At 69.4% G+C, this 25,360-nt stretch carries 20 protein-coding genes, 1 tRNA gene and 1 other RNA gene; 12 read left to right on the top strand and 10 right to left on the bottom strand.

Features of this window, described 5'->3' with window-relative positions; all coding sequences use genetic code 11:
* Positions 1 to 77: 77 nt before the first annotated feature.
* A complete protein-coding gene (locus tag ACFXHB_RS05770) occupies positions 78 to 329 on the top strand; it encodes a hypothetical protein (protein WP_380572405.1) in 252 nt (83 codons plus the stop codon).
* A gap of 89 nt (positions 330 to 418) precedes the next feature.
* On the opposite strand, the gene ACFXHB_RS05765 is transcribed toward ACFXHB_RS05770, so the two are convergent.
* The 6 genes from ACFXHB_RS05765 to ACFXHB_RS05740 all read right to left on the bottom strand — a co-directional run bounded on the left by ACFXHB_RS05765 (position 419) and on the right by ACFXHB_RS05740 (position 9,932).
* Positions 419 to 997 (bottom strand): DUF5994 family protein, encoded by a 579-nt coding sequence (locus tag ACFXHB_RS05765; protein ID WP_380572404.1) that lies wholly within the window; start codon positions 995 to 997, stop codon positions 419 to 421.
* Positions 998 to 1,210: 213 nt separating this feature from the next.
* Positions 1,211 to 2,479 carry an ATP-binding protein gene (locus ACFXHB_RS05760; RefSeq protein ID WP_380572403.1) on the bottom strand — a complete coding sequence of 423 codons (1,269 nt, stop codon included), beginning with the start codon at positions 2,477 to 2,479 and terminating at the stop codon, positions 1,211 to 1,213.
* Between the two features lie 388 nt (positions 2,480 to 2,867).
* Positions 2,868 to 4,526 carry a hypothetical protein gene (locus ACFXHB_RS05755; protein ID WP_380572402.1) on the bottom strand — a complete coding sequence of 553 codons (1,659 nt, stop codon included), beginning with the start codon at positions 4,524 to 4,526 and terminating at the stop codon, positions 2,868 to 2,870.
* Entirely contained in the window at positions 4,523 to 8,167 is a 3,645-nt protein-coding gene (locus ACFXHB_RS05750; protein WP_380572401.1) for an AAA domain-containing protein, read from the bottom strand. Before ACFXHB_RS05750 ends, ACFXHB_RS05755 begins: the two co-directional genes overlap by 4 nt.
* 227 nt (positions 8,168 to 8,394) lie before the next feature.
* A complete protein-coding gene (locus ACFXHB_RS05745) occupies positions 8,395 to 8,964 on the bottom strand; it encodes a peptide deformylase (protein ID WP_380572400.1) in 570 nt (189 codons plus the stop codon).
* Positions 8,961 to 9,932: a helix-turn-helix transcriptional regulator gene (locus ACFXHB_RS05740; RefSeq protein WP_363648464.1), complete on the bottom strand. Its 972-nt coding sequence runs from the start codon at positions 9,930 to 9,932 to the stop codon at positions 8,961 to 8,963. Before ACFXHB_RS05740 ends, ACFXHB_RS05745 begins: the two co-directional genes overlap by 4 nt.
* A gap of 143 nt (positions 9,933 to 10,075) precedes the next feature.
* On the opposite strand from ACFXHB_RS05740, the gene ACFXHB_RS05735 reads away from it, so the two are divergent.
* From ACFXHB_RS05735 to ACFXHB_RS05720, 4 genes are read left to right on the top strand one after another with little or no spacing between them, the layout of a single operon-like run.
* A complete protein-coding gene (locus tag ACFXHB_RS05735) occupies positions 10,076 to 11,230 on the top strand; it encodes a glycosyltransferase (RefSeq protein WP_380572398.1) in 1,155 nt (384 codons plus the stop codon).
* Positions 11,227 to 11,931, top strand: coding sequence for a hypothetical protein (locus ACFXHB_RS05730; protein ID WP_380572396.1), 705 nt, complete (start codon positions 11,227 to 11,229; stop codon positions 11,929 to 11,931). Before ACFXHB_RS05735 ends, ACFXHB_RS05730 begins: the two co-directional genes overlap by 4 nt.
* Positions 11,928 to 13,163 carry a glycosyltransferase gene (locus tag ACFXHB_RS05725; RefSeq protein ID WP_380572395.1) on the top strand — a complete coding sequence of 412 codons (1,236 nt, stop codon included), beginning with the start codon at positions 11,928 to 11,930 and terminating at the stop codon, positions 13,161 to 13,163. The genes ACFXHB_RS05730 and ACFXHB_RS05725 overlap by 4 nt, the downstream gene beginning before the upstream one ends.
* Positions 13,160 to 14,053 carry a glycosyltransferase family 2 protein gene (locus tag ACFXHB_RS05720; RefSeq protein ID WP_380572394.1) on the top strand — a complete coding sequence of 298 codons (894 nt, stop codon included), beginning with the start codon at positions 13,160 to 13,162 and terminating at the stop codon, positions 14,051 to 14,053. Before ACFXHB_RS05725 ends, ACFXHB_RS05720 begins: the two co-directional genes overlap by 4 nt.
* Here the strand turns inward: ACFXHB_RS05720 and ACFXHB_RS05715 are convergent.
* Positions 14,011 to 14,511: an AAA family ATPase gene (locus ACFXHB_RS05715; RefSeq protein WP_380572393.1), complete on the bottom strand. Its 501-nt coding sequence runs from the start codon at positions 14,509 to 14,511 to the stop codon at positions 14,011 to 14,013. The two genes, ACFXHB_RS05720 and ACFXHB_RS05715, sit on opposite strands and share 43 nt — an antisense overlap.
* 104 nt (positions 14,512 to 14,615) lie before the next feature.
* Between ACFXHB_RS05715 and ACFXHB_RS05710 the strand changes: the two genes are divergently transcribed.
* The gene (locus ACFXHB_RS05710) at positions 14,616 to 15,533 is read left to right on the top strand and encodes an FkbM family methyltransferase (RefSeq protein ID WP_380572391.1); all 918 of its coding nucleotides are present in this window, start codon (positions 14,616 to 14,618) and stop codon (positions 15,531 to 15,533) included.
* Between the two features lie 89 nt (positions 15,534 to 15,622).
* On the top strand, positions 15,623 to 16,099 hold the full coding sequence (locus tag ACFXHB_RS05705) for an NUDIX domain-containing protein (protein ID WP_380572390.1): 477 nt from the start codon (positions 15,623 to 15,625) through the stop codon (positions 16,097 to 16,099).
* A gap of 689 nt (positions 16,100 to 16,788) precedes the next feature.
* On the opposite strand, the gene ACFXHB_RS05700 is transcribed toward ACFXHB_RS05705, so the two are convergent.
* Complete coding sequence (locus ACFXHB_RS05700) at positions 16,789 to 18,270, bottom strand: DnaB-like helicase N-terminal domain-containing protein (RefSeq protein ID WP_380572389.1); 1,482 nt, start codon at positions 18,268 to 18,270, stop codon at positions 16,789 to 16,791.
* A 337-nt stretch (positions 18,271 to 18,607) separates the two neighbouring features.
* Between ACFXHB_RS05700 and ACFXHB_RS05695 the strand changes: the two genes are divergently transcribed.
* The 3 genes from ACFXHB_RS05695 (at position 18,608) to ACFXHB_RS05685 (ending at position 21,017) form a co-directional block, all read left to right on the top strand.
* Positions 18,608 to 19,129 carry a helix-turn-helix domain-containing protein gene (locus tag ACFXHB_RS05695; RefSeq protein ID WP_380572387.1) on the top strand — a complete coding sequence of 174 codons (522 nt, stop codon included), beginning with the start codon at positions 18,608 to 18,610 and terminating at the stop codon, positions 19,127 to 19,129.
* Between the two features lie 327 nt (positions 19,130 to 19,456).
* Positions 19,457 to 19,762 carry a helix-turn-helix domain-containing protein gene (locus ACFXHB_RS05690; RefSeq protein WP_380572386.1) on the top strand — a complete coding sequence of 102 codons (306 nt, stop codon included), beginning with the start codon at positions 19,457 to 19,459 and terminating at the stop codon, positions 19,760 to 19,762.
* Between the two features lie 10 nt (positions 19,763 to 19,772).
* Positions 19,773 to 21,017, top strand: a complete 1,245-nt coding sequence (locus tag ACFXHB_RS05685; RefSeq protein WP_380572385.1) for a tyrosine-type recombinase/integrase — start codon at positions 19,773 to 19,775, stop codon at positions 21,015 to 21,017.
* A gap of 99 nt (positions 21,018 to 21,116) precedes the next feature.
* On the opposite strand, the gene ACFXHB_RS05680 is transcribed toward ACFXHB_RS05685, so the two are convergent.
* Positions 21,117 to 23,333, bottom strand: a complete 2,217-nt coding sequence (locus ACFXHB_RS05680) for a protein kinase (RefSeq protein WP_380572383.1) — start codon at positions 23,331 to 23,333, stop codon at positions 21,117 to 21,119.
* 218 nt (positions 23,334 to 23,551) lie between these two features.
* Positions 23,552 to 23,639 (bottom strand) — tRNA-Ser (locus tag ACFXHB_RS05675).
* A gap of 144 nt (positions 23,640 to 23,783) precedes the next feature.
* On the opposite strand from ACFXHB_RS05675, the gene ffs reads away from it, so the two are divergent.
* An RNA gene (ffs, locus tag ACFXHB_RS05670) (signal recognition particle sRNA small type) lies at positions 23,784 to 23,874 on the top strand.
* Between the two features lie 16 nt (positions 23,875 to 23,890).
* A partial coding sequence (locus ACFXHB_RS05665; protein ID WP_380572382.1) for a DNA polymerase III subunit gamma and tau occupies positions 23,891 to 25,360 on the top strand: 1,470 nt, incomplete at its 3' end.

The raw sequence follows: 25,360 nt of genomic DNA, 5'->3' as shown, positions 1-25,360 counted from the left end.
CGGATCACCGGTCGCTGTTGATCGGCCCCGCCCGTACAGTCGTGTCCGGGGGCGGGATCGTCGTCGCGGGAGGCCAGATGCGGCACTACCGATGGGTTCTGGAGACACAGGACGACGACGGCCGGTGGTCCCGGCAGGACGGGGCTCCCCCGCAGGACCCGCTGGAGTACGACGGGCCGCCCCAGCAGGCGGCCAACCACCTGCGGGAGGTGTTCGTGCGCACGCTCTCCCGGCCCGTGCCCGGACCCCGGGCGATCAGGATCCGCCTCTGGGACGGGGCCGACATCGCCGGCCGGCCCCTGGCCGAGGCCGAATGGTCACGCGAGTGACACACCCGGCCCGCGGCCGTAGGGCCTGTCCGGCGGCGGCTTCCGTTCCGCCGGGCTACGCGGGTGTGGCCGGCTCCCGTTCCGCCGGGCTACGCGGGTACCGGCCAGGAGGCGGCCCGGCTGCGGGCGACATCCGCCCGACTGCCCGCCTCACCGGCACCCTCGGAGGGGGCGACGGCCGACGGCAGGAAGTCGGAACGGGACCGCGACCCCTGCGTGCCGCCGCCCGTCTCCACGGCGAGTAGACCGCTCGCGGCCGTGGTGTTCGCGGGGCCGGCGGCTTCGGCCATCAGTCGGGCGGCACTGACGGCATCCGTCTCCGGCGGGACGACCAGCAGGTTCAGCCGGCGCGGGGCGTACGAGAACACCGCGATCGTGTGCTCGTCCTGCTCGGTGGTGAACCAGCCCGCGTGGACGGTGTGCCCGGTGACCGGGATGCGCGGGGGGATGACGGGCCACTGCGCGGGATTCACGGTGATCCGGGTGACCCGGCCCCACCGCTCGTCGATGTCGGCGGCCAGGGCGGGGAGTTCGAGGAGAAGATCACGCGAGCGGGGCCACCAGGCTCCGTCCAGGGGGCCGGGCCGCACGCCACTGGGCGTGAGCGAGAGCCGTGCGGTGGAATCCCGGGCGGCGGGCGTCGTCGCACGATCGAGCATCGTGGTCATGATCAAGAAACCTGTCCCCGGGCCCGGTCCACGAGACCGGGTCCGGTGTCGCCGTGCGCCGGAGACGACGCCAGTATCCGGTGCCGGCATGCGAAGTGCCTTCGGTGATCTCCAGGTTACTCTCGCTCCGGCCCGGGCCCGGTACGGTCGCGGCGGTGAGGATTCCGCCCGACTCCTCCGGACGGAAACGGCGGAACGGGTGAGGGCGGCCGCTCAGACCCGCCCGTAGCGGACCGCCTGGTCGGCGAACTCCCGGGCCATCTCCTCGGAAACGGTCGGACGGGTGCGGTGGATGGCGTCCAGGTAGTCCTGGGTGCCGGGTTGGGTCCGTTCCCCCGTGTCGAGGGTCTGCTCGAAGGTGATCTGGGCGACCGCCATGGCGACCTGCCTGATGTCGGCGGGAGTGAAGCCCCGGCTGGCTTCGGCGAGCACCGCCGTGTCGGCGGCGGTACCCGTCTTCGCCGTGTAGCCGGCCCACAGCGCGTCACGGGCCGCGGAGTCCGGTGGCCCGACCGGCAGGACGTAGTCGAACCGGCCGTGCCGCAGGAACGCCGGGTCCAGGGCGGCCACCGAGTTGGTGGCGCAGACGAGGAGCCGTCCGTCGCGGTCACGGAACCGCACGATCGACTTGAGGAGTTCGTTGACCACGCCGACCGCCGCGGGGGCGGCGAGGCTGCGCGTACCGGCGACCTCCTCGACCTCGTCGATGAAGAGCAGCACGTGGTCGAGTTGCGCCACCTCTTCGAAGCGGCGGCCGAGTCCGGTGGCCAGCCCGTCCTCGGACGCGATCCGGGAGGGGAAGAGCTCGATGAACGGCCAGCCGAGCCGGCCGGCCACGGCCTTGGCGAACGTGCTCTTGCCCGTGCCCGGCGGACCGAACAACACGACCGCGCGGGGAGGTTCCACTCCGTGGGCGTCCGCCAGCTCGGGGTTCGCCAGGGGCAGCACCAGCCGCCGCTCGATCAGCCGCTTCTCGTCGGCCATGCCCGTGAGCCGCTCCCACAGGCGGGCTTCGGGCATGACCGCGCCCAGCATCGCCAGGACCGTCGGGCCCTGGGTGCCGACGACCTCCGACTTCTCGAAGTACGTGAGCCCGCGGTGGGGGTGGAACCCGGAGTTGACCAGCGCGGTGGCGCCGGTCTCCTCATCGGGCAGCACCGCTGCGACGATCCGGGCACCGGCGTCCCGCAGACGGCGCTCCAGCGCGGACAGCAGGGCGGTGCCGATGCCCAGGTTCCGCCAGCCGGGATGCAGGGCGATGCGCAGCACCCAGGCCCGGTCCCCGTCCACCCGGCCCACCGCCGCGCCCACGAGACGCCCGTCGGCCACCACGACGACGCTCGGATCACGTGCCTGCAACGCGGCGACCACGTCGGAGAGGCGGAAGACGGCGGCGCGGTCCGTAGTGGCACTCTCCGTGTCGAGTCGGACCACCGCTTCGAGGTCGTCCGGTGTGAAGTCCCGGACATGCCATACAGCCATACGCCGCCCTCGAACGTCGTGGGCCCCCGGATCTCCATCATCGGTCGGCCCCGGTGCGACCGCCTGCCCGGAGGAGCGGGGGACCGGAGCACGACGAAGGCCCCGACCGGCGAACCGGTCGGGGCCTTCGTGCTGCCATGGCTGGCAGAGGCGGAGGATACGAGATTCGAACTCGTGAGGGATTGCTCCCAACACGCTTTCCAATTCTCACGAACGGGGTCCGTCGGAGTTCATGCCCGTTCTGACCTGCGGCGGAGCCGATCGAGGCTCAGACTCTGGACCCGATTGAACGGGGGTGAATGAGACCAAAACTGAGACCAGTACCCGGAGGGGTACCCGCGCCAGGAGCCTCCCTCGTCGCCGTGGTGGCGGCGAGGGATGATCACTCTCATGGGATGGTCAAGGTCTCTGGGTGGCGGATCACCGCAGAGATGCCGCGGATGCCCGCTGCAGACCCGTTCTCGTGCCGACGTGCGCCGCCAATCCGCAGGGCGTTGGCTTGGGAGCCCTGCAGGACCTGGGCGTGTTCGTCGTCCACAATCAGCTCGGCGAGGACCTGGTCCTTCAGAAGGTCCCCTCGAGCCGCAGAGACGGCGGTGTCGTCCTGGCAGCGGTTTGCCACGCGCCGCCAGCGGTCGGCGGAATCTTGATCACCGCTCCACGTCCACAGACCTGCGGCTGCCCGTGCCACTTGGGCCATGAACTCGGTTCCGCCAATGTGGACGGAGTGTGCCCGCTCCGGCCCCTGCGACCCGACCCACGCGTAGTTGCCGATGATTGCTTCGAGTGCCCCGTCCCTCCCATCGAAGATCAGAAGGCCGGCACCGCTGCCTGTCGGTCCCTTGGCTGGCTTCAGGAGGTCCCTGCCCAGACGTTCCGCAGCGTGGTAGCCGATCCGGTTAAGCAGGTCGACGACATCCTGCGGGCTGGTTCCGTCGTCCGTGTCGCCATAGAGGACGTCCACGCGCACCCCGCGCGTCACCGCAGCCTGGATGGCGGTTCCGAGCCTCGACAGGCTCTCCACATTCACTGTGGGTGAGGCGATCAGGATGTGGTTCGCCGCTGTGGCCAGTGCTTCAGTGAGGAGGATCTGGTGGGACTCCTCGCCGGACACCTCCGAGAACAGGATCGCTTCGGTCGACTGGTCCGTGAGGCCGTCACCGCTGCTTCCGACAGGATCAGCTTCCTCCAGCCATGGAAAAGAGGCATCCGTCTGGGCCGCCGCCGAGGTCCCGGGTGCGGACGCCGATGGCTTTCGCCCCGGGATGCTCAGTGGTGTCGGCCGGTGCCCGGGGCCGGCGGTGGGCATCCGAGCCGAGACCAGGGGGGCCTCCTGTCCGGCGGTCGCCTGTCGCGCCGGCTGGAGGTCTGGGGCACCCTCCAGCTCCTCGTTCCTGGACTCTGCCACTTCCAGGATCTCGGCCGACAGAGCCTGGTGCCAGCCCCGAGGAAGTCCCCTTATTTCCCGGTCGGCCAAGTCGACACGAACGGGGAGGTAGCGCCTGAACGTCACGAGCCTGGGCCGTCCGATGCTGCGCACCCACTCTCCGCTGGCCCGTGGCAGCAGTTTCTGGATCTGGGACTCGTCCAGCGTGGCGCGCAGGATGCGCACGGGAGTAGTCGGGTTGAGATCCAGCCGTGCGTCCTGCTTCGAGACCGTTTGCACTTCACCACGCCTGGCCAGCTGTCCCGCCGTCCGATCGAAGACCACGGTGCAGGGTGCGGCCGGAGCCACGACGACCGATGCCGGGTCCTTTCCGGACGAACACGCCTGTTGCCCTTCGTCGGTGAGGACGAACGCGGCCTCCCGGCCGCTGGTGACGGCGACCCACCCGGCACCGACCAGGGTCACTACGGCTTCTACCATCAGCCGTTCGTGGACCCGGAAGGTGTCGCAAAGCGAGGTCAGGGTCGCGCCCTGGTGGGGGGCGACACCGGCCCGGGCGGCGATCTCCTCCAAGACTCGGCGTTCCAGACGGCTGTACGGGCGGCCCCGCGCCACGCTGAAGTTGATGCTGAACATGCTCACAGGTACGAGGACGATCACGAGTTCTCCCTGAGGTCAGCTGGGATTCGCACGGCCCTTCCGTCCTGGAACCATTCGTTGAGCAGGGTGACGATCTTCTTGAAGGACCACAGGGGCTGGGACTCGTCCGCGAGAGGTACTGCTTGCACCTGGTGGATGAAGAAGTCCCAGGATCCGACGAGAATCAGCAGGCGCTCCGCCCGCGAGAGGAGGACATTCATGCGGCCCGGGTCGTCCAGGAACCCTAGGCCGCGGCCGATCTCCTCCTCGTTGTTGCGGACCAGGCTGATGGCGACGATGTCCGCCTGGTTGCCTTGGAAGGAGTCAACGGTGTGGGTGGGGAACCGGTTGCCGTCGATCGCTTCGGCTTTGAGACCGAGCTGGACCTGCAGTCCGGCGGGCAGGGGCGTGCCCCGCAATTGCTGGCCAAGCAGACTCACCTGCCGGGCGTACGGGGCCAGCACCGCAAGCGTGCCCTCACACCCGCCGTCCGGTCCCAGAGCCCGGAGGAAGTTGGCGAGCGCGCGCGCCTCCGCCGGATTGGTATACGGCGACTCGCCGCTGTTCGGGCCTACCTCACGGGTGGTGGCGTCGTTGCGGCACCACGGTACATCGAGCCAGACTACGGCCCGGTCACCGATGCCATGCGGGGTGTGGAAGCCGTGGCGCACGCGCTCCAAGGGTTCGTCGTTCTTGTCCAGGGTGCGGTTCACCAGTCGCCCCTGGTAGTAGGCCTCGGAGATGAGTCGGCCGATGTCCGGGTGCATGCGGTGCTGGCCGATCAACTGCCCCGCAGATGCTCCCTTCGCCTCGGTGTCTGTGACGAGGCGGTCGGCACCCGCGGCCACGGCGCAGTACTCGTACAGGCGGTGGAAGGTCTTCAGCCATTCCTTGGCGTACTCGCGGAACTCATCCCGCTCCGTCTGACTGCGCCGCTCCCACGAGTCGAGCCAATCCTGGTCGAGCATGCCGGATGCCCTCGACTTGAGGCGGCTGAGTGTCTGGGCCACCGGGTCCAGCTTCTCGATTCCCTGCTGGTAGTCCTCATACCGGTAGGGATCCAGTTGTTTGTGGTCGCCGATCAGCAACCAGCGGTGACCTGCTTGCAGCGGCAGCGCGAGGTCAAACGCGTGCGCCTTGCCCGCCTCCTCGACGATCGACCAGTCGAAGGCCTGACCTGCGGCGAGGGCGACCAGGTCGCCGGCACTGGTGGTGCAGTATGTGAGGTTCGCGCCGCGTTTGACCAACTCGACGAAGTCCGACGAGCGGTGGCCGAGCTCGCCCTGCTCCTGCATCATGTTGATCTCACTGACCATGGCCTTCGCGTCCTCCAACCAGGCGAGCTGCACCTCGCTGGGGGAACTCATGGCACTGAGCTGGGAGATGCTGCGCTGGAGCACCTGCCTGGCCACGCCCTCGACGCCGTCCTCCGGCAGTATGGCTCCAGCCTTGTGGGGCCCCCGCAGCCGGATCTGCAGTGGCCTGTCGGCTTCGGGTACGTCCTGGAACGCCTCACCCACCTTCGACCGCAGCACGTCGACGGCTCCGTGCGCCTGGGCCGTGACAAGTACCTGGACGACAGGATCCTCCGTGAGGATCTCGCGCAGCAGCCAGGCGACGAGGGTGGTCTTGCCCGTGCCGGGAGGCCCTTGCAGCGTGTAGATGGGTCGCACTCGGAGGATGTCCTCGATGCTGGCCCGTTTGGGTTCGTCGACCAGTTCGAGGTCGAGTTCGACGGGAAGTTCGGAAGCCCCCGTATCCATGCGGACGTGGCTCGGCATGGCCAGCGACCGCAGGAGGTATCCGTGCTGATCGAGGGCGTCGATGGCCTTCTTGCGACGCCGGAACAGGCTGATCTGCCCGGGCATGCCGGCGCTGCGAAGGAACCCCTCCTTCTCCAGCTTCACCCGACCTTTACTCAGGCCGGGGCGGCTGAGTGTGACGAATTCGGTCGCCTGGTCCATGGCATCGACCTGCCAGACGTTGCCGTCGTCGTCGGACTGGGGGTCCCGGGGTGGGAGTTTTAGGCGGTCGCCGCCGCGGGCTCCCGACAGGATGACCCTGGACCGGTCGCTACCCCGTACCTCCTTCTGTAGAAAGTCGATCAAGTCCACGCGGAACGCCTCGAAGACTTCGTGTCCTTCGGGACGCTCACGCTCCTTGACCACGGCCCACTCCACGCCGTCCTTCAGCCACGGACCCTGGACGACCTCGTACGGGAAAATCTGCGAGTCGAGGAGGAGCAGCTCGATCTGGTTGCTCACACGGACGAATTCGTGGAACCGGCTGAGCTCGCGTGAGATCTGCGCGCTGCGGTCGATCTTCGGCAGTACGGGCTCCCACGATGTGGCGTTCTGCGCAATCGTACGGTCATGGGCAACCTCGTCCTTGGCGTAGGCGAACACGCGGCCGGGCGGGAGTTCGCGGAAGCTGTCGTCGCCCTCACTGAAGATCAGTGGCTGAGCGGATCGGCAGTCCGCGATCTGCCAGCTGGACGTGCCGTCCTTCCCTCGATGTGCCGTGATCTTCAGGCTGAGCCTGCCGCCGACGAGGATGAAGTACGACATGCCGGGGACGGCATACAGAAGAGGCTTCTGGAGGTCCTGGCGGACGAACTCGCATGCCTCCCTCCGGTGAACCGGATCCCCGGGGATGAAGGTCCCCAGGGGGTCAAGCTGAAGGTGGTCACGCAGCCCGCTGTCCATCAGGTGATCGATGAACTCGTGCCGCCGCAGATCGAGGGCCAGGACGTACTGTGCGTCCTCCTGCTGCGTGCGCAGGGGGTTCGCCAGGTCCCGCGTGATGTCCTGGATCCGACTGATGATGTCGTACGGCGTGGTCAGGCGCTCCAGTGGGTCCTGGGCGACGAGGTCCAGCAGCAGCTTGCGCTCGGCCTCGGTCAGCTGTTGCTTGGCGGTGTCGATGCTCTTGAGCACCCGCACGTGCCGCTCGTGCGGGGGATTGGGGCTAAAACGTTCGAGGTCGAGCAGCAGCCGTGCGCAAAGGATGCCGAAGGCGAACCAGTCGTCGTCCTGACGCCACGCTGTCATGCCTCCAGTGGTGCGCTCCGGCGGGACTGGCCAGCCAGCGAGAGGCTGTGTCCCTACTGGACGACCCAGCTTGACGGACCATTCGAAGCCGCCGAGTCGAAGGGATTCGGCGCCGAGGTCCGCGTCGAAGAAGAGGGAGTCGACATCCACGCCACGGTGCAGGACTTGGCGTTCGTGTAGCAGGTTCAGCCCTGTGGCGACGCGACGTAAGCCGCTCCACAGCTGTTTGCGTGCGTCACTTCCCCGGTTCGAGAGCCACGGGTAGCGGGCCCGGCGCCTCAGTGCGTCAGCAACGCGCTCATAACCCGGCGCCTCCAGGACCATGACAAAGCAGTTGTGTTCCCGGTCGAGCCCTGCGTCCTTGAGTACGACCAGCGCGTCGTCCGACCTCGGGCTACTTGCGACCTTGTACAGGGTGCGCAGTTCCTGGTCCCACAGGGCGCGCTGCACCCGGTCCGGCTGCTCGCCCTCGTACGTCCACGTCTTCAGGAGGTAGGTGTAGCCGTCGCTGAACGCCTCCCATGCCTGGGATTCGCCATCACCTGCGTGTGGACCGCTGGTGATTTCGTACCTGTTCCGCAGAAGAAACGTCCCGATGGAAGGAGTTGTCATCCATTCACCTTCACGAGCTGGAGAGCGGGTGATGTAGACACCGCGGCGGCCCGACCCGGCCACGGATCAAACGTGATCCTACTCACGTTCACTGAACCGCTGTGGCTGTTCCAGACACACGCTCGTGCAACTAGGTACGGAAAGCCCCTGCGGCCCGGAGTTCCTCCATCCGAGCAGCATGCCGGGCGGCGGTAATTGCTCACGGCAGGCGGAGGGGCTCGATTCCGCTACTGCTCGTAGGCCCATGCCCTCCCGGTCAGCCGGTACTGCTCGACAGGGATGGGCTCGACGCCGGCAGCCATGCGTGCGGTGTAGAGCAGGCCGTCGAGGTGATCGATCTCGTGGTGGATCAGGCGGGCGAGGCCGCGTTCGTAGGTGGTGGTGGCCACCTGGCCGCCCAGGGTGGTGGTCTCCACGGTGATCTGCAGCGGCCGGGGGACCAAGCCGCGAACGTCGAAGAACGACAGGCAGCCCTCGAACTGCTCGTCCATCTCGTCGGAGCGGTCGGTGATCCGCGGGTTCAGCAGGACGATCGCCGGAGCGTCCGGGGAAGCGGGCTGGACGATGGCGGCGGCCCGGCCGATGCCGATCTGTGGTGCCGCGATGCCCATGCCCTTGGCGAAGGGGTGGACCTGGCCGATGCGCTCCATCGCGGTGAACAGCTTCTCGATGACCTGCTCGGCGGCCTCGCGCTCGGTGGGCAGGTCGAACGCTCGGGCGGGCTCGGCGAGTACGGGCTCGCCCTCCTGCACGACGCCGAGGTCACGCATCTGCTCGCTGGGCCGCACCTGGATCACCTGAACTCCCCTTGGGTCGTGTCGCGTTCGGGTCGGGCCCGGAACCGCCATTCGAGACGGTACCGGGCGTGGAGGTCCGGCGTGGACGTGCTCCAGGAGAAGACGCGCATGCCGCCCTCCTCGCGCCGGATCGGGGCGGTCCGAAGCGGTGCCGCTTCGGCGGTCATGGACGTCTCCATGCCCCACACGGCGGGGTCGAGGGCGGCGGGGAAGACGAGTTCGACTTCGAGGTGTTCGGTGGGCAGGCGGACCGCGCGCTGGAACCAGCGGCCCCACTTCTCCTCGCCGACCGAGTAGGCGTACTCGATCCAGACCTCCTCGCCGGGGTAGAGCGGGAAGCGGCCTTGCTCGTTCTCGAACAGCAGCCACACCTCCTTGAACGCGTCGCGGTCGTGCTTGGTCTGCCAGTTCATCGCCTCCCCGCGGCATGTCGCGGTCAGCGCGAGTTCGTCCCAGGTCAGCGGGTGTTCGCGGTAGTGGGCGTTGGAGCGCTCGGGCTCACCGGGGTAGCGGTCGACGCTGATGCGGATCAAGTAACGGGTGATCGGCTCGCTGCCGGTGTTCCGCAACAGCCGGCGCATCGTCAGCCGGTACTGGGAGCCGTCGAAGTCCAGGCGCGCGCCGTCGTGCGCCACGATGATCGCCGAGCCCGTCGCGTACGGCTGCTCGGGGCGGCGCGGGGCTGGCGGAGCCGCAGCCGGGGCTGCTCGGTTCTTGGCGGCCTCATAGTCCAGCCAGCGCTTCCAGACGGCCTTGCCCGCGTTGAGGGTCTCCTCCGAGCGACGCGCGAAGTCCTCGGTCGGCTTGTGCCGACCGGATTCCACGTGGCTCACGTACGACGGGTCGAAGCCCATCTTGAGGGCGAGTCCCCGCTTGGACAGGCCGCGCACCTCGCGCCAGTACGAGACCTCCGCTGCGAACGCCTCGGCGGCTTGCTCAACGGTCGGGCTGTCGTCGCGCTCGTCCATCAAGGCCCCCGCCCTGGCTGCTGGATGAGATGAATGAACCGTGAGTGATCTCGATTCATCATTCTGTCACGCTCCTGGTCGCCGGTTTCCTTCTTTTGCCAGCCCGGGTCGACACCCGGGCCGAGAGAGGGAGGGCCCAAGCGATGCGCCTGCTGTACCTGCTCAACGTCTCCAACTCCAGCCAGCTGACTGCCGACTCCGGCTACACCTTCGCCGACATGCTCACCCCGGCCCTGGCCGATGCCGGGGTCGAGGTCACAGTGGCCGCTCCCGTCCCGGCCGGCGACGACCGCGTGCAGTTCGTGCGGACCACGTCGCCCTCGACCAAGTACCGGGCCCGCTTCAACCCGGGTGTCGGCGGCCTGGTGCGGCTGTTCCGCCGCCAGCAGCCCGAAGTGGTCGTGGCCAACCAGATCGAGGCCGCCCCCGCGATCCGCGCCGCGCTCCTGGAAGCCGGAGCGGACGCGCGGATCGCTGGCTACTGCCACTACCTGCCGTTCTCCTTCACTGACACCGGCCAGCTGGAGCTGGACCCCGCGATGGACGACGGCGGGTTGGGCCGCAGCGTGCTGCTGGCCTTCGCCGCCGGTCTCGCGGCCTGCGACCGCGTCCTGGTCCACTCCGGCACCGCCGCCTCGTGGACCGCCGCTGCCGCCGCCCGCACCGGCGTCGAGCTCACCGACAAGTTGCACGTGGTCCCCGCCCCCAGGGACGTGCGCCTGGTCCGCGACCCTGCCGAGATCACCCCGCCGGAGGGACGGGCGGTCGGCATCTACAACCACCGCCTGTACGCCCACTACGGCACCGCCCGCTTCACCCAGCTCGCCCGCCACCTCGTCACCGAGGCCCCGGTGCGGCTGACCGTGATGGACCTGTTCGGCACCCGCAGCGCCGAGCGGATCCGCCTGGATCCCAGCCCCGAGCGGAACCTGGAGGAGCTGGCGGCCGTGGACGGCGTCGCCATCGCCTCCGACCGCGGCGACCGGGTCCGCTACCGCAACCTGCTGGTCGGCGCCCACTTCGGCATCGCGCCGTTCCGGCCCGGCTGCCCCTGGTCCATGTCGGTCATCGACTGCCAGGCGATGGGCCTGCCGGTGATCGGCCCTCGCATCGGCTGGCTGGCCGAGCACCTCGACCCGGAGCTGGTGTTCGACACCGACGACCAGGCCGTCCGGATCGCCGAACGCCTCGCCACCGACCCCGAGTTCTACCTCGTGCACGCCAAGCGCGCGCTCGCCTCCACCACGGACCTGACGCCCGCTGCGGTGGCCGCACGCTACCTGGAGGCGATCAAGTGACCGGCTTCGACGCGGTCCTGCTCTCCTACGACGAGCCGCTGGCCGACTCCCTGCACACCCGCCTGGCCCGCGTGCTGGGCGGAACCGTCAAGCGTCTGCACGGGGTGCGCGGGATGCGCCGCGCTTACCGGCTCACGGCCGAACTCGTCGACACCGACCAGTTCTTCCTCGCTGACGGCGACTTCGCCATCGACCCCGCCTTCCCCGCCAGCGCGGTGGAGCCGCTGGCTGACGGGGTGTCGATGCGGGTCTGGCGGGCCGTCAATCCGGTCAACGGGCTCACCTACGGCTATGGCGGCCTCAAGCTGATCCGCACCAGCGCACTGCGGGAGATGGGCCAGGCCGTCGACGTGCTGGCCGCGCTGCCCGGGCGGGTCGAGTTCAGCCCGCACACTGCCGGGACCACCCTGTTCAACCAGACCCCGTTCCACGCCTGGAAGGCGGGCTTTCGGGAGTGCGCGATGCTCGCGCGCGGCAGCGAGTACGGCATGACCGACGCCTCCGCCCAGGAACGCATCGACGCCTGGACTGCCAGCAAGGACGGCGACTTCGCCGACTACGCGGCAGCCGGGGCTCGTGACGGCTTGGAGTTCGCCCGCACTGCAGCCCGCGACCCCAAGCGCTTCGAGGCGCTCAACGACCCGCCTTGGCTGCACCGGCACTTCATCACGCTGCACGGCGAGCAGGCGGTCGCCGGATGAGCACCCGGTTCGAGCCGCTGGTCCTGATCGAGCCGCAGGCGCACCTCGGCGGCGGGCACCACCAGCGCACGCTGACGGCGCTCGCCGCCGCCCGCCCAGGTGCCGTGGTCATCACCCCGCAGGGGATCGCAGACGGCCCCGGTGCGCTGCTGCGGTCCGGCGCCTTGATCGCCGCCGGACCGGTGGGTCCGGCGGCGAAGGCCCTGCTGGCCGCAGCGCGCGCGGCGGAACGCGTTTCAACCGCTGGCAAGCGGGCCTTCCGCTCACGGCGCTGGCCGTTGCCGCTCCGCCGGCTGCCGCACCAGGTCACCCTGATCGCCCGCTGCCTGACCGAAGCCGGATGCCTGCGTACCGCCCGCCGCCTCGCCCCTCAGCCGGCGGCCGTGGTGATCCTCAGCGCGAGCGAAGCCCTGCACGGCATGGCCGCCCTGCTCGGCGGCACCCCGCACCTGCGGTTCATCCACGAACTGGTCACCACCGAAGACTCGCCGGTCCGGCTGCTGGGTCGGCTCGCCCGGCGGAGCGAGAAGCACGTGGTCGCCCTCTATCCGACCACCGCCGTCCGCGACCGGCTCTCCCCGGCCTTTCCGCGCCTCTCGGGCCGGGTGCGGGCGTTCGCGGTCGACGACGGCCGGCCCCTCACGGCCGCCGAGCGCGAGGGTGCCCGCGCCGCCTTCACCATCCCCGCCTCGGCGACGGCGGTCTGCCTGGTCGGCGGCTGGTGGCCCTACAAGGACCTCACCACCGTCGACTCCGCCTTGGACCGCCTCACTGAGCCGCTTCACGTCCTGGTCTGCGGCACCCCGCTGGACGACACCGTCCTCGAGCGCTGGCACCGCCTTCCCCGTGTCCGGGTCCACACCGTGCCCGGCCCGGTCAGCGAAGACGTCCTTCGGCTCGTCTACGCCGCCGCTGATGCCGCCCTGGTCGCACGGCGTCCCGGCACCGGTAAGGAGTCCGGGCTGGTCATGGACGCCGCCCGGCTCGGTGTCCCGCTGATCGTCTCCGACCACGACCCGGACCTGACCGAGCAGCTGGCCGGGCAGCCGTGGACCCGGCTCTTCCAGGCCGGCGACCCGGACGCCCTGGCCAAGACCCTGGGCCAGCTGGCGGACAGGCCGCCCGCCCGGCCAGGACTGCAGGCCCCCGCAGTGCTGGACATGCTCCCGGCCTCCGAGCAGGCCGCCTACCTCATCGACACCTACACGGACCTGGCCAAGGAGTACCGATGACGCCCGCCCCGCCCTCGCTGGTCGCCGTGATCGGCCCGGTCGAACCGGCCCTTCTGACCGCCTGGACCGCCCACTACCGCGCGCTCGGCGTCGAGCGCTTCCACCTCGCCTTCCACTTCCCCGACCACGTCCACGACGCATGGCGCCGCCAGCTGCTGGACACCGCCCGACAACTCGACCTGCCCTTCGGCCAGGTCACTACCGGCCCGTGGCACGAGCACACCAACACCGAACTGCGCGACGCCCTGCGGGAACAGGCCGGCGCCGGCTGGCACCTGCTCGCCGACTCAGACGAGTTCCACACCTACCCGGCCCCGCTCGGCGAGGTCACCGAGGAGGCCGAGGAGAACGGCCGGGCGGTGGTGGGCGGGCTGATGCTCGACCGGGTCACCGCCGATGGCCGCCTCGCCCTCTGGCGCCCCGAGAGCGGCCTCGACCGCGCCTTCCCTCTCGGCGGCCACCTCACCCACCGCCTCCTGCACGGCGACCCCCGCAAGATCGTCCTCGCGCTCTCCGACGTCACCGTCGCCTCCGGCAACCACCGTGCTCCCGGACGCAAGCCCGACCCGCACACGCTCGCGTGCGTCCACCACTTCAAGTGGCGCGCCGGTGTCCTGGACGACCTGCGGCGCCGCGTCGACCGCTTCGCCTCCGGCGCCTGGGCCGAGGACAGCCCCGCCGTCCGCAGCGAGGCGTCCCGCCTGCTCCAGCACGTCGACCGCCACCACGGCCGCATCGACGTCTCCGACCCGCGACTCGCCTTCCGCCAAGTCACCCTCGACGGCCTGCCCAACGGCTGGGCCGCCGAAGCCGCCAAGATCACCACCGCCTGGCGCCCGCCGACGCCTCAAAGTCGGTCCGGCTCCACGATCTCCTCGCCCTCGCCCTGAGGCGCCTCGAACCGCGCGAAGAAGTCGTCCAGCGCCTCAGGGGTCACGATCAGGGCATTCGCGTCGCCGCGCTGGTTGCGCTCGGCCAGCCTGCGCAGCAGCTCGTCCCGCTCGACGGGGAAGTAAAGCAGCCGCCACCGACCGCCGGCCGACTCCACCAGCTCCTTCATCGCGTCGCGGTCCTTCCGCTGCCACAGTCCGTGGTCCCACACCACGTCCCGGCCCTCGGAGACCAGCTCGACCAGCCGGGAGTGCAGCTCGGCGACGACCGGGGCCTCCTTCTCGAAGTAGGTGTTCTCCGGATAGTCGATCCCATACCGGCCGTGCCGCTCGTGGACGGCCTCGTCCACCGACAGCCGCACCGCATTCTGCGGCTCCAGCTCCCGCTGGGCGTAGGTCGTCTTCCCCGAACCGGTGAGCCCCACCAGCAGGAACACCACCGGACCACTCTCGGCCACCGACAACTCCCCTCACCACCAACAGCGTTCACCGGCAAGTCTGCCACCGCGGCCGGCTCCGGGAACCGCGTTCCGCACCCTCCGCCACCTGAAGGAGTACACGCGTGCCCGCCTCCGCCCTCGCCCGTCTGCTGCGGGCCTACGTCCGCCACGCGCCCGGAACTGTCGGCAAGGCCCAGCTCGTCGACCGTTTCCTCGACGACCACCTGCGAACCCGTCCCTTCCACACCACTGCCCGGTTGCGCTCGGGGGACCAGGTCACCGTCACCACCAGCGACGTCATCCAGCGCTACCAGTACCTCTTCGGCGCGTGGGAGCCGAACCTGAGCGCCTTCCTGCGCGACCGCCTGCGGCCCGGGGACACCTTCGTCGACGTCGGGGCCCACCGTGGCGCGTTCAGCCTCCTGGCCTCCCACGCAGTCGGACCGACCGGCCGAGTCGTCGCCATCGAGCCCACCCCGCTGTTCCATGACGACCTCACCAGCGCGGCCATCGCCAACCACCGGGTCAACATCCGCACCGTCTGCGCCGCCGCCTCCGACCTCACCGGCACGCTGACCCTCTACCTGGAGGACCCGGCCAACCTCGGTCACACCACCGCCATCCGACCCCGCCACTTCCACACCACCTTCCACGTGCCGGCCGCACCGCTCACCGAACTCCTCGGCCAGGCCGAACTCGACACCGCCCGAGTCATCAAGATCGACGTCGAGGGCGCGGAAGCGGCGGCGGTCAGGGGACTGCTGCCCGCGCTCCCGCACCTGCGCGGGGACGTGGAACTGGTCGTGGAAGTCACCCCCAAGCTCCTGGCCAAGCAGGGCGAGAGCGCCGCCGGCATCATCGACGCCCTGCACGAGCACGGCTTCCACCCGTACACGCTCACCAACGACTACGACCCGGCTACCTACCCCCAAGCCATGCTCCGACCGAAGTCGCCCGTCCGGTGCACCGAGACCCCGGAGCACATGACCGACCTGGTCTTCTCGCGCACCGACGCCGACCGGCTCACGCTCGGGCGCTGAGCACCCACGCCGCCCTAGCTGCGGAGCCAGTCCCAGCCACCCGGCCGGACCACCGAGATCCTCCGGCACTTCAACAAGGAGTGGGCACCGTGACCACGACCAGCGTGATGAACAGCCGAAATGCGGTCAGCGTGATCGTTCACGACAAGGACACCGACGCGGTCGCCGCCGTGCTTTACACCGCTCGCAACTGGTCGCCGCAGCCGGCCTGGACCATCCCCGGTGGCAAGGTCGAGCCCGGTGAAGCCCTGGACGTGGCCGCCGCCCGCGAGCTCAACGAGGAGACCGGCCTGCTCGTCGACCCGGCCGATCTCGAACTCGTCCACGTCATCCACGTCGAGCAGGGCTTTGACCAGGCCGGGCAGCTCGTCCTCTTCGTCTTCGCCACCGACAGGTGGACCGGCGACCTGACCAACACCGAGCCGGACAAACACCTGGCCGCCCAGTGGGTCGAGGCGGATCGCTTCCCCGAGCCCACGTTCCCGACCTCCGTGCAGGCGTTGGCCGCCTACCACGATGGAGGTCCCTCCTTCTCCCGCCACGGATGGCCGGTCGCCACGGTGTGAGGGGGCGAAGTTGGTTGGACATCCCCCGCTCGGAAGCCGCCACCGAGCGGGAGGACGCGGGTTCCCGCATGGCGGCCGGCTGCGTTGCCCTCGCACCCCTGGGCGAGGGCAACTGCTCCCCCAAGGGGAGCGGGTGGGGTAAGGACTCCTTGCTCCGCCTTGGCGGTGCCGGGGCTAAGCAGCGCTTACCCCACAACTTGCTCCGGCTCCAGACGGCTTGACGGAGGCTTGGACGATGAGGCGTCCACGCCGGTGCGTACACGCGAGCCCCCTTCTAAAGGGGGGCTCGCGCGTGAACGCTGGGTCGAGTGGACGGCGTGTACGACTTCGTGATCGCTTCACCTGCGGTTTCTGCGCTCCGCGTGGACGCTGTGAGCGGTTGTCGCCACGCTCAGCGCGAGAGGGCTGCGTGGACGGCCCCGTGAACGGGAGCACGTCCCGCCACTGCCGCCTGGGAGCGTTGGTGATCCGCCGCTGACCGGCGGCAAAGGCTGCGACTGGTGCGGTCGGCTGCGCCGGTTGCCACGTTTCGCAGGGGCGCTGACCGATGCGGTCACTCCGGTCAGTTCGGTCAGTGGGAGTGACCGACTGACCGACCCGCCGGTCACTGTCCCCGGTCAGAACGACGGACTGACCGGGGACAGCGGTCAGTGCACTGTCCCCGGTCACCTCGGTGACCGCTGCGGCGGTCAGGAGACGGCGGTGATGTGCCGAGCGGACGGGCAGTATCGAGCCTGCTGACCGCCTCCGACACCACCAGCGGTGCCCTCGCTCTTGACCGCCAGTCCGCCCTTGACCAGGCGGTCCAGGTGGCGGCGGGCCTTCTCGATGTCGGCGCGGTCAGGGTTGGCCTCGCCGGTCAGGGCGGTCGCCAGGTCACGGGCGGTCAGTCCGTCTGTCGCGGCGCGGAGGAGGGTGACCGGGTCGAGGGTGGGTTCGACGTAGGTGGTGCCGCGCTGGTGGTCGTGGATGACCGGCAGCGGTCCGATCTCGCCGGTTACGGTCTTGAGGTGGTGGATGGTGACCGCCGGGTCGCCGGCCTCTCCGGCGATGAACAGAACGCTGCCTGCTCCGGCGGTCAGCCACGTCGAGCCGTAGACCCGGTCGAGCGTCGGCCGCATGCCGCGCGGCGCGTCGGCGGCGGCCTTGCGCTGGTGGTGGAGCTCCATGATCTGGACTCCGGAGCGCAGGGCGCGCATGCGGGCGTTGTTGAAAGCAACGGCCAGGGAGTCGTCCACCAGGGTGCTGACCGCGTCCTTGAGGCTGTCGATGACGATGGTGTCGGCGCGGTGGGCGGCGGCGAGCTCGGCGAGGAGGTCGGGTTCCTTGTCGAGGGTGGCGGGGAGTGGTCCCTGCCACACGGCGAGGCGGTCGCGAAGGAGAGCCTCGTTGTCGGGGGTGATGCGGCGGGCCATGGCACGGGCGATCTGCTGGGGTCGGTCCATGGCGAGGTAGAGGACGCGTTCTCCCTCAGCGACGGGCAGGTCGAGGACAGCGGCCTGCAGACCGAGGCGGGCGAGGACGACCTGGTGGGCCAGGGTGGTCTTGCCGACGCCCGGTGCACCGACGATCATCAGGCTCTCGCCGGAGGCCCAAGCGGTCTGCTCGCGGGTGCCCCACAGAGGTTCCTTGTCCGCGCCGGTCTTGGTGACGAAGTCCCAGCCGTTGACGATGTAGCGGGACAGGCGGCTGCTGCCGGACGCGAGAGCGCGCTCGCGCTCGTCACGGATCTCCGTCTCGACGGCCGTGCGGATCTCGTCCGGGTCGGCGCCCGGGGTCAGCGCCTGGTGGACGGTGCGGAGGCCGGTGGCATGCAGGGTCCGCAGTTGGGCGTCGCGGCGCACGATCTGCGCGTAGTAGTCGGCGTTGTCCGTCGAGGGCGGCGCGACGGCGACCAGGGTGTGGAGGTAGGACGAGCCTCCGACGCGGGAGAGATCTCCCATGCCTCGCAGGTGGTCCGCGAGGGCGATGGGGTCGGTCGGGGCGTCCTCGGCGCGCAGGGCGAGGATCGCGCGCCAGATGGTCTCGTGGGCGGGCCGGTAGAAGTCGCTCGCGTCCAGCGTGCCCCGGACCTGATCCACCGCCTGGTGCTTCAGCATGCAGGCGCCGAGGACCGCCTGTTCGGCGTCGATGTTGTGCGGCGGTTCCCCGAAGGTGGTGTCGACGGGCACGGGGTTGGGTTCCGGCGCTCGGTGGTCCTTTCGCCGGTCGTGGGCTGACGGGCCGGGCGGCGGGGCCGTAGGCTTGTCCACAGCGGTGTCCTCACTCGGAGGATTCGGGCGGCTACCCGGTTCCTCCGTTGTCGACTGCTCCAGGGATGGGCGGTTCGAGGTTTCTGCTGTGGCCCCCGGTGTTCGTAGCACTGGGGGCCTTTTTCGTCGGTGGTGACGGGTGGCTGGCCCGACTGGCCAATGCGGCTCGGCTTAGTTGCGATTCACCGTGCATCACGTCCACGTCGTGCTCGGCGCATTGCAAATGGGCTTAACGACGATGCATGGAGGGTTGATCGTGGCTGACGAGGACCGGCGACAACGGCTGGAAGGGGAGGAGAACGTCGCCCGGCGCATCAAGATGGAGCGCGAGGCGCGAGGGTGGAGTACCGCCACGCTCGCCGAGCGCCTGACCGAAGCTGGCTACCCGCTCAACCAGTCGGCGGTGTGGCGCATCGAGAGCGGCGAGCCGCGGCGCAGGGTCAACCTGGACGAGGCCATCGGCTTCGCCAAGGTCTTCGACATCTCCCTGGACAACCTGGTCGGACCCCCCGAGATCGCCGCGAACGCTCACGTGAAGCGGCTGCTGGCGGAGTTCGCCGAGGCCTGGCAGAAGTCGGTCGCCGCCCGCAAGGAGACGGACCGGGCCCGCGAGGCGCTCGACGCCTACGGCCATGCCCACCCGAACCTCGAAGAGCTCATCAGAGCGATGATCACTCGGGTTGTGGCGGACGTGGCCGGTGACGACTACCGCTCGCCGGACTTCCCGCCCGGCTCGCCCGCCGCTGAGGGTCTTGCCGACCCGGCAACCGAGGCATAGCCGCCACAGCCGGGGCTGCTTGGCCGCCAGAGGGCACCCTGCTGCAGTTGCTGGTTCCGCACGTCGTCCCTTCGCCGACCCGATGATGACCGGCATCATGCCGGGCCTCCGGCGGTTTGGTGCGGCCGTAATCTGCGGCTAACGTCCCGTCCCGCCGGTCCGACCAGGGGCCTTGCCAGCCCGTGGGCCCTCGACCAGCCATGCCCTCCGCAGCCCCTCGGCGCTACGAACGCCGGGGGCACGTGGACTCGAACAACCCAATCGCCCATCCCTGGAACATCGACAACGGCGGCGCATAGCCGAAAGCGCCGCTGGGATAGGACACCCATGTCCGAAACATCGTTCGAGCTTGCCCGAGTGGCGCACGCCCTCGGTACCACCGAGCAGGTGCTTCTCCGCCTGATCGCTGGTCAGGGCGGTTCTGCGGCTGACCCCACTCTGGTCGCGCTCACCGTCGAGGAAGCTGCCCGCCGACTGAGCATTGGTCGTACGACGATGTACGCCCTGGTTGCCTCCGGCGAGGTCCAGTCGGTCACGATCGGCCGACTTCGCCGCGTTCCCGCCGAGGCGCTCCAGGAGTACGTGGCTGCTCGTGGTCAGGTCGTCACTTCGACCGTTGCCCTCGCGGCCTGAGGGGGAGCGGATGGCGAACACTCGCAAGCCCAACGGCGATTCCTCGATCTACGAGGGCAGCGACGGCCGCTGGCACGGGCGCGTCACCGTCGGCGTCAAGGACAACGGCACCCCCGACCGTCGTCACGTCAGCGCCAAGACCCGCCCCGAGGTCACGGCCAAGGTCCGCAAGCTGGAGAAACTGCGCGACAACGGCACGGTCCCGAAGGCCGGTCAGAAGTGGACCGTCGGCAAGTGGCTGACCCACTGGATCACGGAGATCGTGCCGGGCACCGTCGGCGAGAACACCCACGCCGGGTACGAGGTGGCGGTCCGCGTGCACCTCGTCCCCGGGCTCGGCGCCCACCGACTGGAGAAGCTGGAGCCAGAGCACCTGGAGCGCTTCTACCGGAAGATGCAGGACACCGGGAGCGCCGCTGGAACCGCCCATCAGGCCCACCGCACCATCCGTGTCGCCCTCGGCGAGGCCGTGAGGCGCGATCACCTCGTCCGCAACGTGGCCACCATCGCCAAGGCACCGAAGCTCGAAGAGGAGGAGGTTGAGCCGTTCGAGATCGAGGAGGTCCAGGCGCTCATGGAGACGGCGCGTAGGCGCCGGAACTCCGCCCGCTGGCTCTTCGCGCTCGCCCTCGGCCTGCGGCAGAGCGAGGTGCTTGGGCTCCAGTGGAAGGACGTCGACTTCTCCCGCGGCGTCGCCTGGGTCCGGCGCGGCCGGCTGCGGCCCAAGTACCAGCACGGCTGCGGTGACCGCTGTGGACGCAAGCCCGGCTTCTGCCCACAGAAGGAGCCGATTCGGCGCGAGACCAAGGACACCAAGTCCCGGGCCGGGCGACGCGCGGTTCCGCTGCCCGAGCAACTCGTCCTGATCCTCCGGCAGCACAAGGAGGAGCAGGACCGGGAACGGGTCCTTGCCCGGGACCTCTGGACGGACAAGGGCTACGTCTTCACCTCGGAGACCGGCGAGCCGCTCAACCCCAGCACTGACTACCACCACTGGAAGCGGCTCCTGCGCGAGGCCGGCATCCGTGACGGCCGCCTCCACGACGCCCGCCACACCGCCTCGACCGTCCTGCTCCTGCTCGGAGTGCCGGAGCGGATCGTGATGGCGATCATGGGCTGGTCCTCGACCTCTATGGCCCAGCGCTACCAGCACGTCACCGAGCCGATGTTGAACGACGTCGGCAAGAAGATCGGTGAGGCCCTGTGGGGTGAAGCTGGACTTGCCTCACAGAGGTCCAGCGAAGACGCTGCCTGAGCAGAACGCTCCAACTGAGCGGAGGAGTCCTACTGCATCGCAGCTGGACTCCTCCGTACGCTCGTTGACTCTGCTGGTCCCGTCAGGGAATCGCTCGGTTCAGAATCGGCTGCGGTTGACGGCAGCCTGAATCTGATGACGAATGCCACTGTCGACATTGCCATCCTGGGCGAGTTGACCGAAGTGCCCTGCTGAGCTGGGGTGGTCGTGGAGCGCAGCGGCGACGACATTGGCTGCATTGCCGGAGAGGCTGCGCAGCCATGGGGTGACTTGGTCCTGGGCACGCCACTGGTCCCATGCGCCGTCCCAGGTGAGCATGCAGCGGATGGCTTCGTCGAGGAGGTCCCATGCTTCTTGGTCGGCCGCTGCTGCGGCGATACGGCGGAGCCACATCACGGCGCGGGCGGCTTCGCCAAACTGGACGCGGCGGCTGCCATCGCCGTCGACCAGTCGCGTAAACGAGCCGAGCACGACAGTAGCTCGCGCGGGGTTCGCAGAAAGGTGTGCGGCCACGGCTTCAGGGCGCAGGTCAGTAAGGAATTGGAGGTGAAGGTCGTAGTGGCTGGGGTGTTCGACGGCGAGGCCGGTGAGTGACTCAATGGCACCTTGGTTGCCCTGCTGGGCTTGGAGCCCGAGCGTGCGGGCTCTGTCCTCCAGGGTGGCTGGGGGGCCTGCGAGTTCGGTGTCGATCAGGCGTAGTAGGCCCTGAACGTTCTGCGGGCGAAGTTGCGGATCGAGTTCGGTCGTGCGCCGCACGATGGTGCGCCAGGGGCCCGGTGCAGGGAAGAGCTGGCGGTTGGCTTGGGGTTTCTCTCCAGTCAGAGCCCAGGCGATCACCCGTCCGATGCTGTAGATATCGCAGGCTGCAGTGGCGGCATGGGGTGTGGTGGACAGTTCTGGGGCGGCGAAGCCCTCAGTGCCGAGGGAGAAACGGGTGCGGTCGACCTTAGTGGTCTGCCCGTTCGGGCGCCGGACGAGGCCCCAATCGGCGAGAGTCCACCGGCCATCGAGCAGGAGGATGTTGTGCGGTGTGATGTCGCGGTGGAGCCACCCGTGACGGTGCGCGGCAGAGAGGACGTCAATGAGGGCGTTGATGAGTTCGAGGAGGTTCCTCGGGTTTCGCAGGTCGCCCTGGCATTCGGCTGCCGTGGCCTGGGCAATCGGCATGATGAGCCATCCGTCGTCCGCGTTCGCGTCGAGGATCGGCATGAGGTGAGCGTGACCCTCAAGGAGTTGGGAGACCTCGATCTCGCGGCGCATTCGGGCGGTTGGGTCATCCAGCTGGGAGGTGCGCCGCTTATAGACGACTCGGGTGCCCGATGTCTTGTGGGTCGCTTGGAAGATCTCGGCCTGCCCACCGCGGTTCCACCGCTTCGCGTCGACTGCGTAGTCTCTGCGGTTCCCTCGCGCACGGCGGCGGACCGCCTCGTAGCCTGTCGAGTTTGCGTCGGACGTCTCGACGGTTCCTGGATTCGAGGCGGCCCCACGCTCGGCAACGGAGATCGGGATCGAGACTGGGATGCGACGGCCGGCGTAGACGGGGTAGCCGCTGATGTTGTCGACGGCGACGATGGTGAAGCTGTCGCGGCCCAGGGCATCGTTGAAGAGTTGGAGAAGGCGCTCGACCTCCTCTTCGTCTGGGCGGACGACTGGGTGGACCGCCTCCGCGAGGAAGCGGAGGAAGACGTCGTCAGGGCCTTGGATCAGCTCGAAGCGTGGGTCTGTGAAGACCCAGTCGTCTTGCCAGTCGTCGTTGTTGAACCGGTGCTGGACAATGTCGCCTTCGGCGGACTTGAAGCGTGGGTCTCCGCTGGGCAGTTGATCCAAGTCGTAGATGCGCTGGAGGAAGTCAACGTCGCCGAGAGCGCCAGCCCAATGCAGGTTCTGAAGTCGTAGCGCGTCGAAGATGCGTCGTCGAGTGACCTCGGTGATCCGGTTAGTGCGAGCGCTCGGGGTAGGGGCCGTTGCGGTCGCGAGTGACTGGCGCCAGTCAGCAGTCGGCTCTGGCAACAGGGGGCGGACCTCGATCTGGTTGACCGCACCACGGTCGTTCTGCTTGCAGACCTCGACGAGCACAGGCAGGACGTGCGCCAGAACCTCGTTTGAGAACGTCGGGCGGTCAATTTCCTCGACGTAGAACACGGCGGCCCAGAAGTAGTCGTGCCAGTCGGACTCTGTGACGTAGCCGTCATCGGTCTGTCTGAAGTCGAGCTGGCGCACTGCGCGGAGCAGAGCGACCATGCCGAGGTCGCCGCGCGCGGAGAAGAGCGCTGCGGTTTGGGCCAGGATCCGCTCGCCGCCACCCAGCTCTTCCACGACGATGCCCCCTTCTGCTGAGCCAGCCGAACACGCCGTCGGCCTGCAGCACATTGTGCCAAGCCACCTGTGTGTCACGCCGGGGTTTTGGCGGCTCGGCGCGTGAGCGGGCGCGGGTGCTGGGGGCCAGGGCTCAACTGAGACCAGAACTGAGACCACGCAACGACGAAGGCCCCGACCGCTAGGCGGTCGGGGCCTTCGTTATGGCTGGTCAGCCATGGCGGAGGATACGAGATTCGAACTCGTGAGGGATTGCTCCCAACACGCTTTCCAAGCGTGCGCCCTAGGCCTCTAGGCGAATCCTCCGTGGGAGAGCTTAGTACATGTTCGGGGGTGGTCGCGACCACCTATGTCGAGGGTGGTCCGGGTGTGTGGCCTGCGGATCGTGGAGTGGGGGCGGGGAGGCGGGGTGGTGGAGGTGGGGGCCGCGGATCCGGTACTGTGGGGGCCAGCCCCTCGTGTGGCGTTATCTCTCTGAACCCCCCCAGGGCCGGAAGGCAGCAAGGGTAGGAGGGCTCTGGCGGGTGCACGAGGGGTCTTCGCGTTCCCGGGGCCGGATGGGGCCCGGTCGAGGGGCGACGCGTTTGTCGGCTCGTCCCGATATCGTCGGTGGTGTGTCCCTAGCCCTGTACCGCCGCTATCGCCCCGAGACTTTCGCCGAGGTCATCGGGCAGGAGCACGTGACCGCTCCGCTCCAGCAGGCCCTGCGCAACAACAGGGTCAACCACGCCTACCTGTTCAGCGGCCCGCGCGGCTGCGGGAAGACGACGAGCGCGCGCATCCTGGCCCGCTGCCTGAACTGCGAGCAGGGGCCGACGCCGACCCCGTGCGGTGAGTGCCAGTCCTGCCGGGACCTGGCGACGGGCGGGCCCGGTTCGATCGACGTGATCGAGATCGACGCCGCCTCGCACGGTGGTGTGGACGACGCCCGTGAGCTGCGTGAGCGGGCGTTCTTCGCGCCGGTGCACAGCAGGTACAAGATCTTCATCCTGGACGAGGCGCACATGGTGACCTCGGCCGGCTTCAACGCGCTGCTGAAGGTGGTGGAGGAGCCGCCCGAGCACCTCAAGTTCATCTTCGCCACCACGGAGCCGGAGAAGGTGATCGGGACGATCCGCTCCCGGACGCACCACTATCCGTTCCGGCTGGTGCCGCCCGGCACGCTGCGGGACTACCTGACGGAGGTCTGCGGCCGGGAGCGGATCGCGGTCGAGGACTCCGTCTTCCCGCTGGTGGTCCGGGCCGGGGCCGGCTCGGTGCGTGACTCGATGTCGGTGATGGACCAGCTGCTCGCGGGGGCGACCGAGGGCGGCGTGACGTACCAGATGGCGACCGCGCTGCTCGGGTACACGGACTCCGCGCTGCTGGACGAGGTGGTGGACGCCTTCGCCGCGCAGGACGGGGCGACGGTGTTCCAGGTGATCGACCGGGTGGTCGAGGGCGGGCACGACCCGCGCCGGTTCGTCACGGACCTGCTGGAGCGGCTGCGGGACTTGGTGATCCTGGCGACCGTGCCGGATGCCGGGGAGAAGGGGCTGATCGACGCCCCGGCGGACCGGGTCGCGGTCATGCAGGCGCAGGCGGACGGCTTCGGGGCGGCCGAGCTCAGCCGGGCCGCGGACATCGTCAACACCGGGCTGACCGAGATGCGCGGGAACGCGGCGCCGAGGCTGCAGCTGGAGCTGATCTGTGCCCGGGTGATGCTGCCGGGCGCCTACAGCGACGAGCTGTCGTTGCAGGCGCGGCTGGACAAGCTGGAGCGCCGGGCGGCCGCCGGTGGGTTCGCCGCTGCGCCGCAGGCGCCGGCCGCCTACGACGCACCGGTGCCGACGGCCCCGGTGCAGGTGGCTCCCCTGCAGGCGGCTCCCGTGTCGATGGCCCCCCCGCAGGCGGCCCCGGTGCAGGCCCCCCCGGTGCAGGCGGCCGCGCCCGCTTCGGCCCCCGCTCCCGCCGCGCCGGCCGGGCCCGCGCCGGGCGCGTGGCCGATCCCGCGCAGCTTCCCGCCGGGCGGGGGCGCTCCCGCGCCT

The sequence above is a fragment of the Kitasatospora sp. NPDC059327 genome, assembly GCF_042752535.1.
GTDB lineage: Bacteria > Actinomycetota > Actinomycetes > Streptomycetales > Streptomycetaceae > Kitasatospora.
Note: the sequence above shows the minus strand (reverse complement) of the source record. Positions and strands in the feature narration are given on the sequence as shown.

Bases quoted from the DNA above. Each gene is read 5' to 3' on its own strand.
- ACFXHB_RS05770 (WP_380572405.1), top strand. From the start codon at position 78: ATGCGGCACTACCGATGGGTTCTGGAGACACAGGACGACGACGGCCGG.
- ACFXHB_RS05765 (WP_380572404.1), bottom strand. From the start codon at position 997: ATGACCACGATGCTCGATCGTGCGACGACGCCCGCCGCCCGGGATTCC.
- ACFXHB_RS05760 (WP_380572403.1), bottom strand. From the start codon at position 2,479: ATGGCTGTATGGCATGTCCGGGACTTCACACCGGACGACCTCGAAGCG.
- ACFXHB_RS05750 (WP_380572401.1), bottom strand. From the start codon at position 8,167: ATGACAACTCCTTCCATCGGGACGTTTCTTCTGCGGAACAGGTACGAA.
- ACFXHB_RS05740 (WP_363648464.1), bottom strand. From the start codon at position 9,932: ATGGACGAGCGCGACGACAGCCCGACCGTTGAGCAAGCCGCCGAGGCG.
- ACFXHB_RS05735 (WP_380572398.1), top strand. From the start codon at position 10,076: ATGCGCCTGCTGTACCTGCTCAACGTCTCCAACTCCAGCCAGCTGACT.
- ACFXHB_RS05725 (WP_380572395.1), top strand. From the start codon at position 11,928: ATGAGCACCCGGTTCGAGCCGCTGGTCCTGATCGAGCCGCAGGCGCAC.
- ACFXHB_RS05720 (WP_380572394.1), top strand. From the start codon at position 13,160: ATGACGCCCGCCCCGCCCTCGCTGGTCGCCGTGATCGGCCCGGTCGAA.
- ACFXHB_RS05690 (WP_380572386.1), top strand. From the start codon at position 19,457: ATGTCCGAAACATCGTTCGAGCTTGCCCGAGTGGCGCACGCCCTCGGT.
- ACFXHB_RS05685 (WP_380572385.1), top strand. From the start codon at position 19,773: ATGGCGAACACTCGCAAGCCCAACGGCGATTCCTCGATCTACGAGGGC.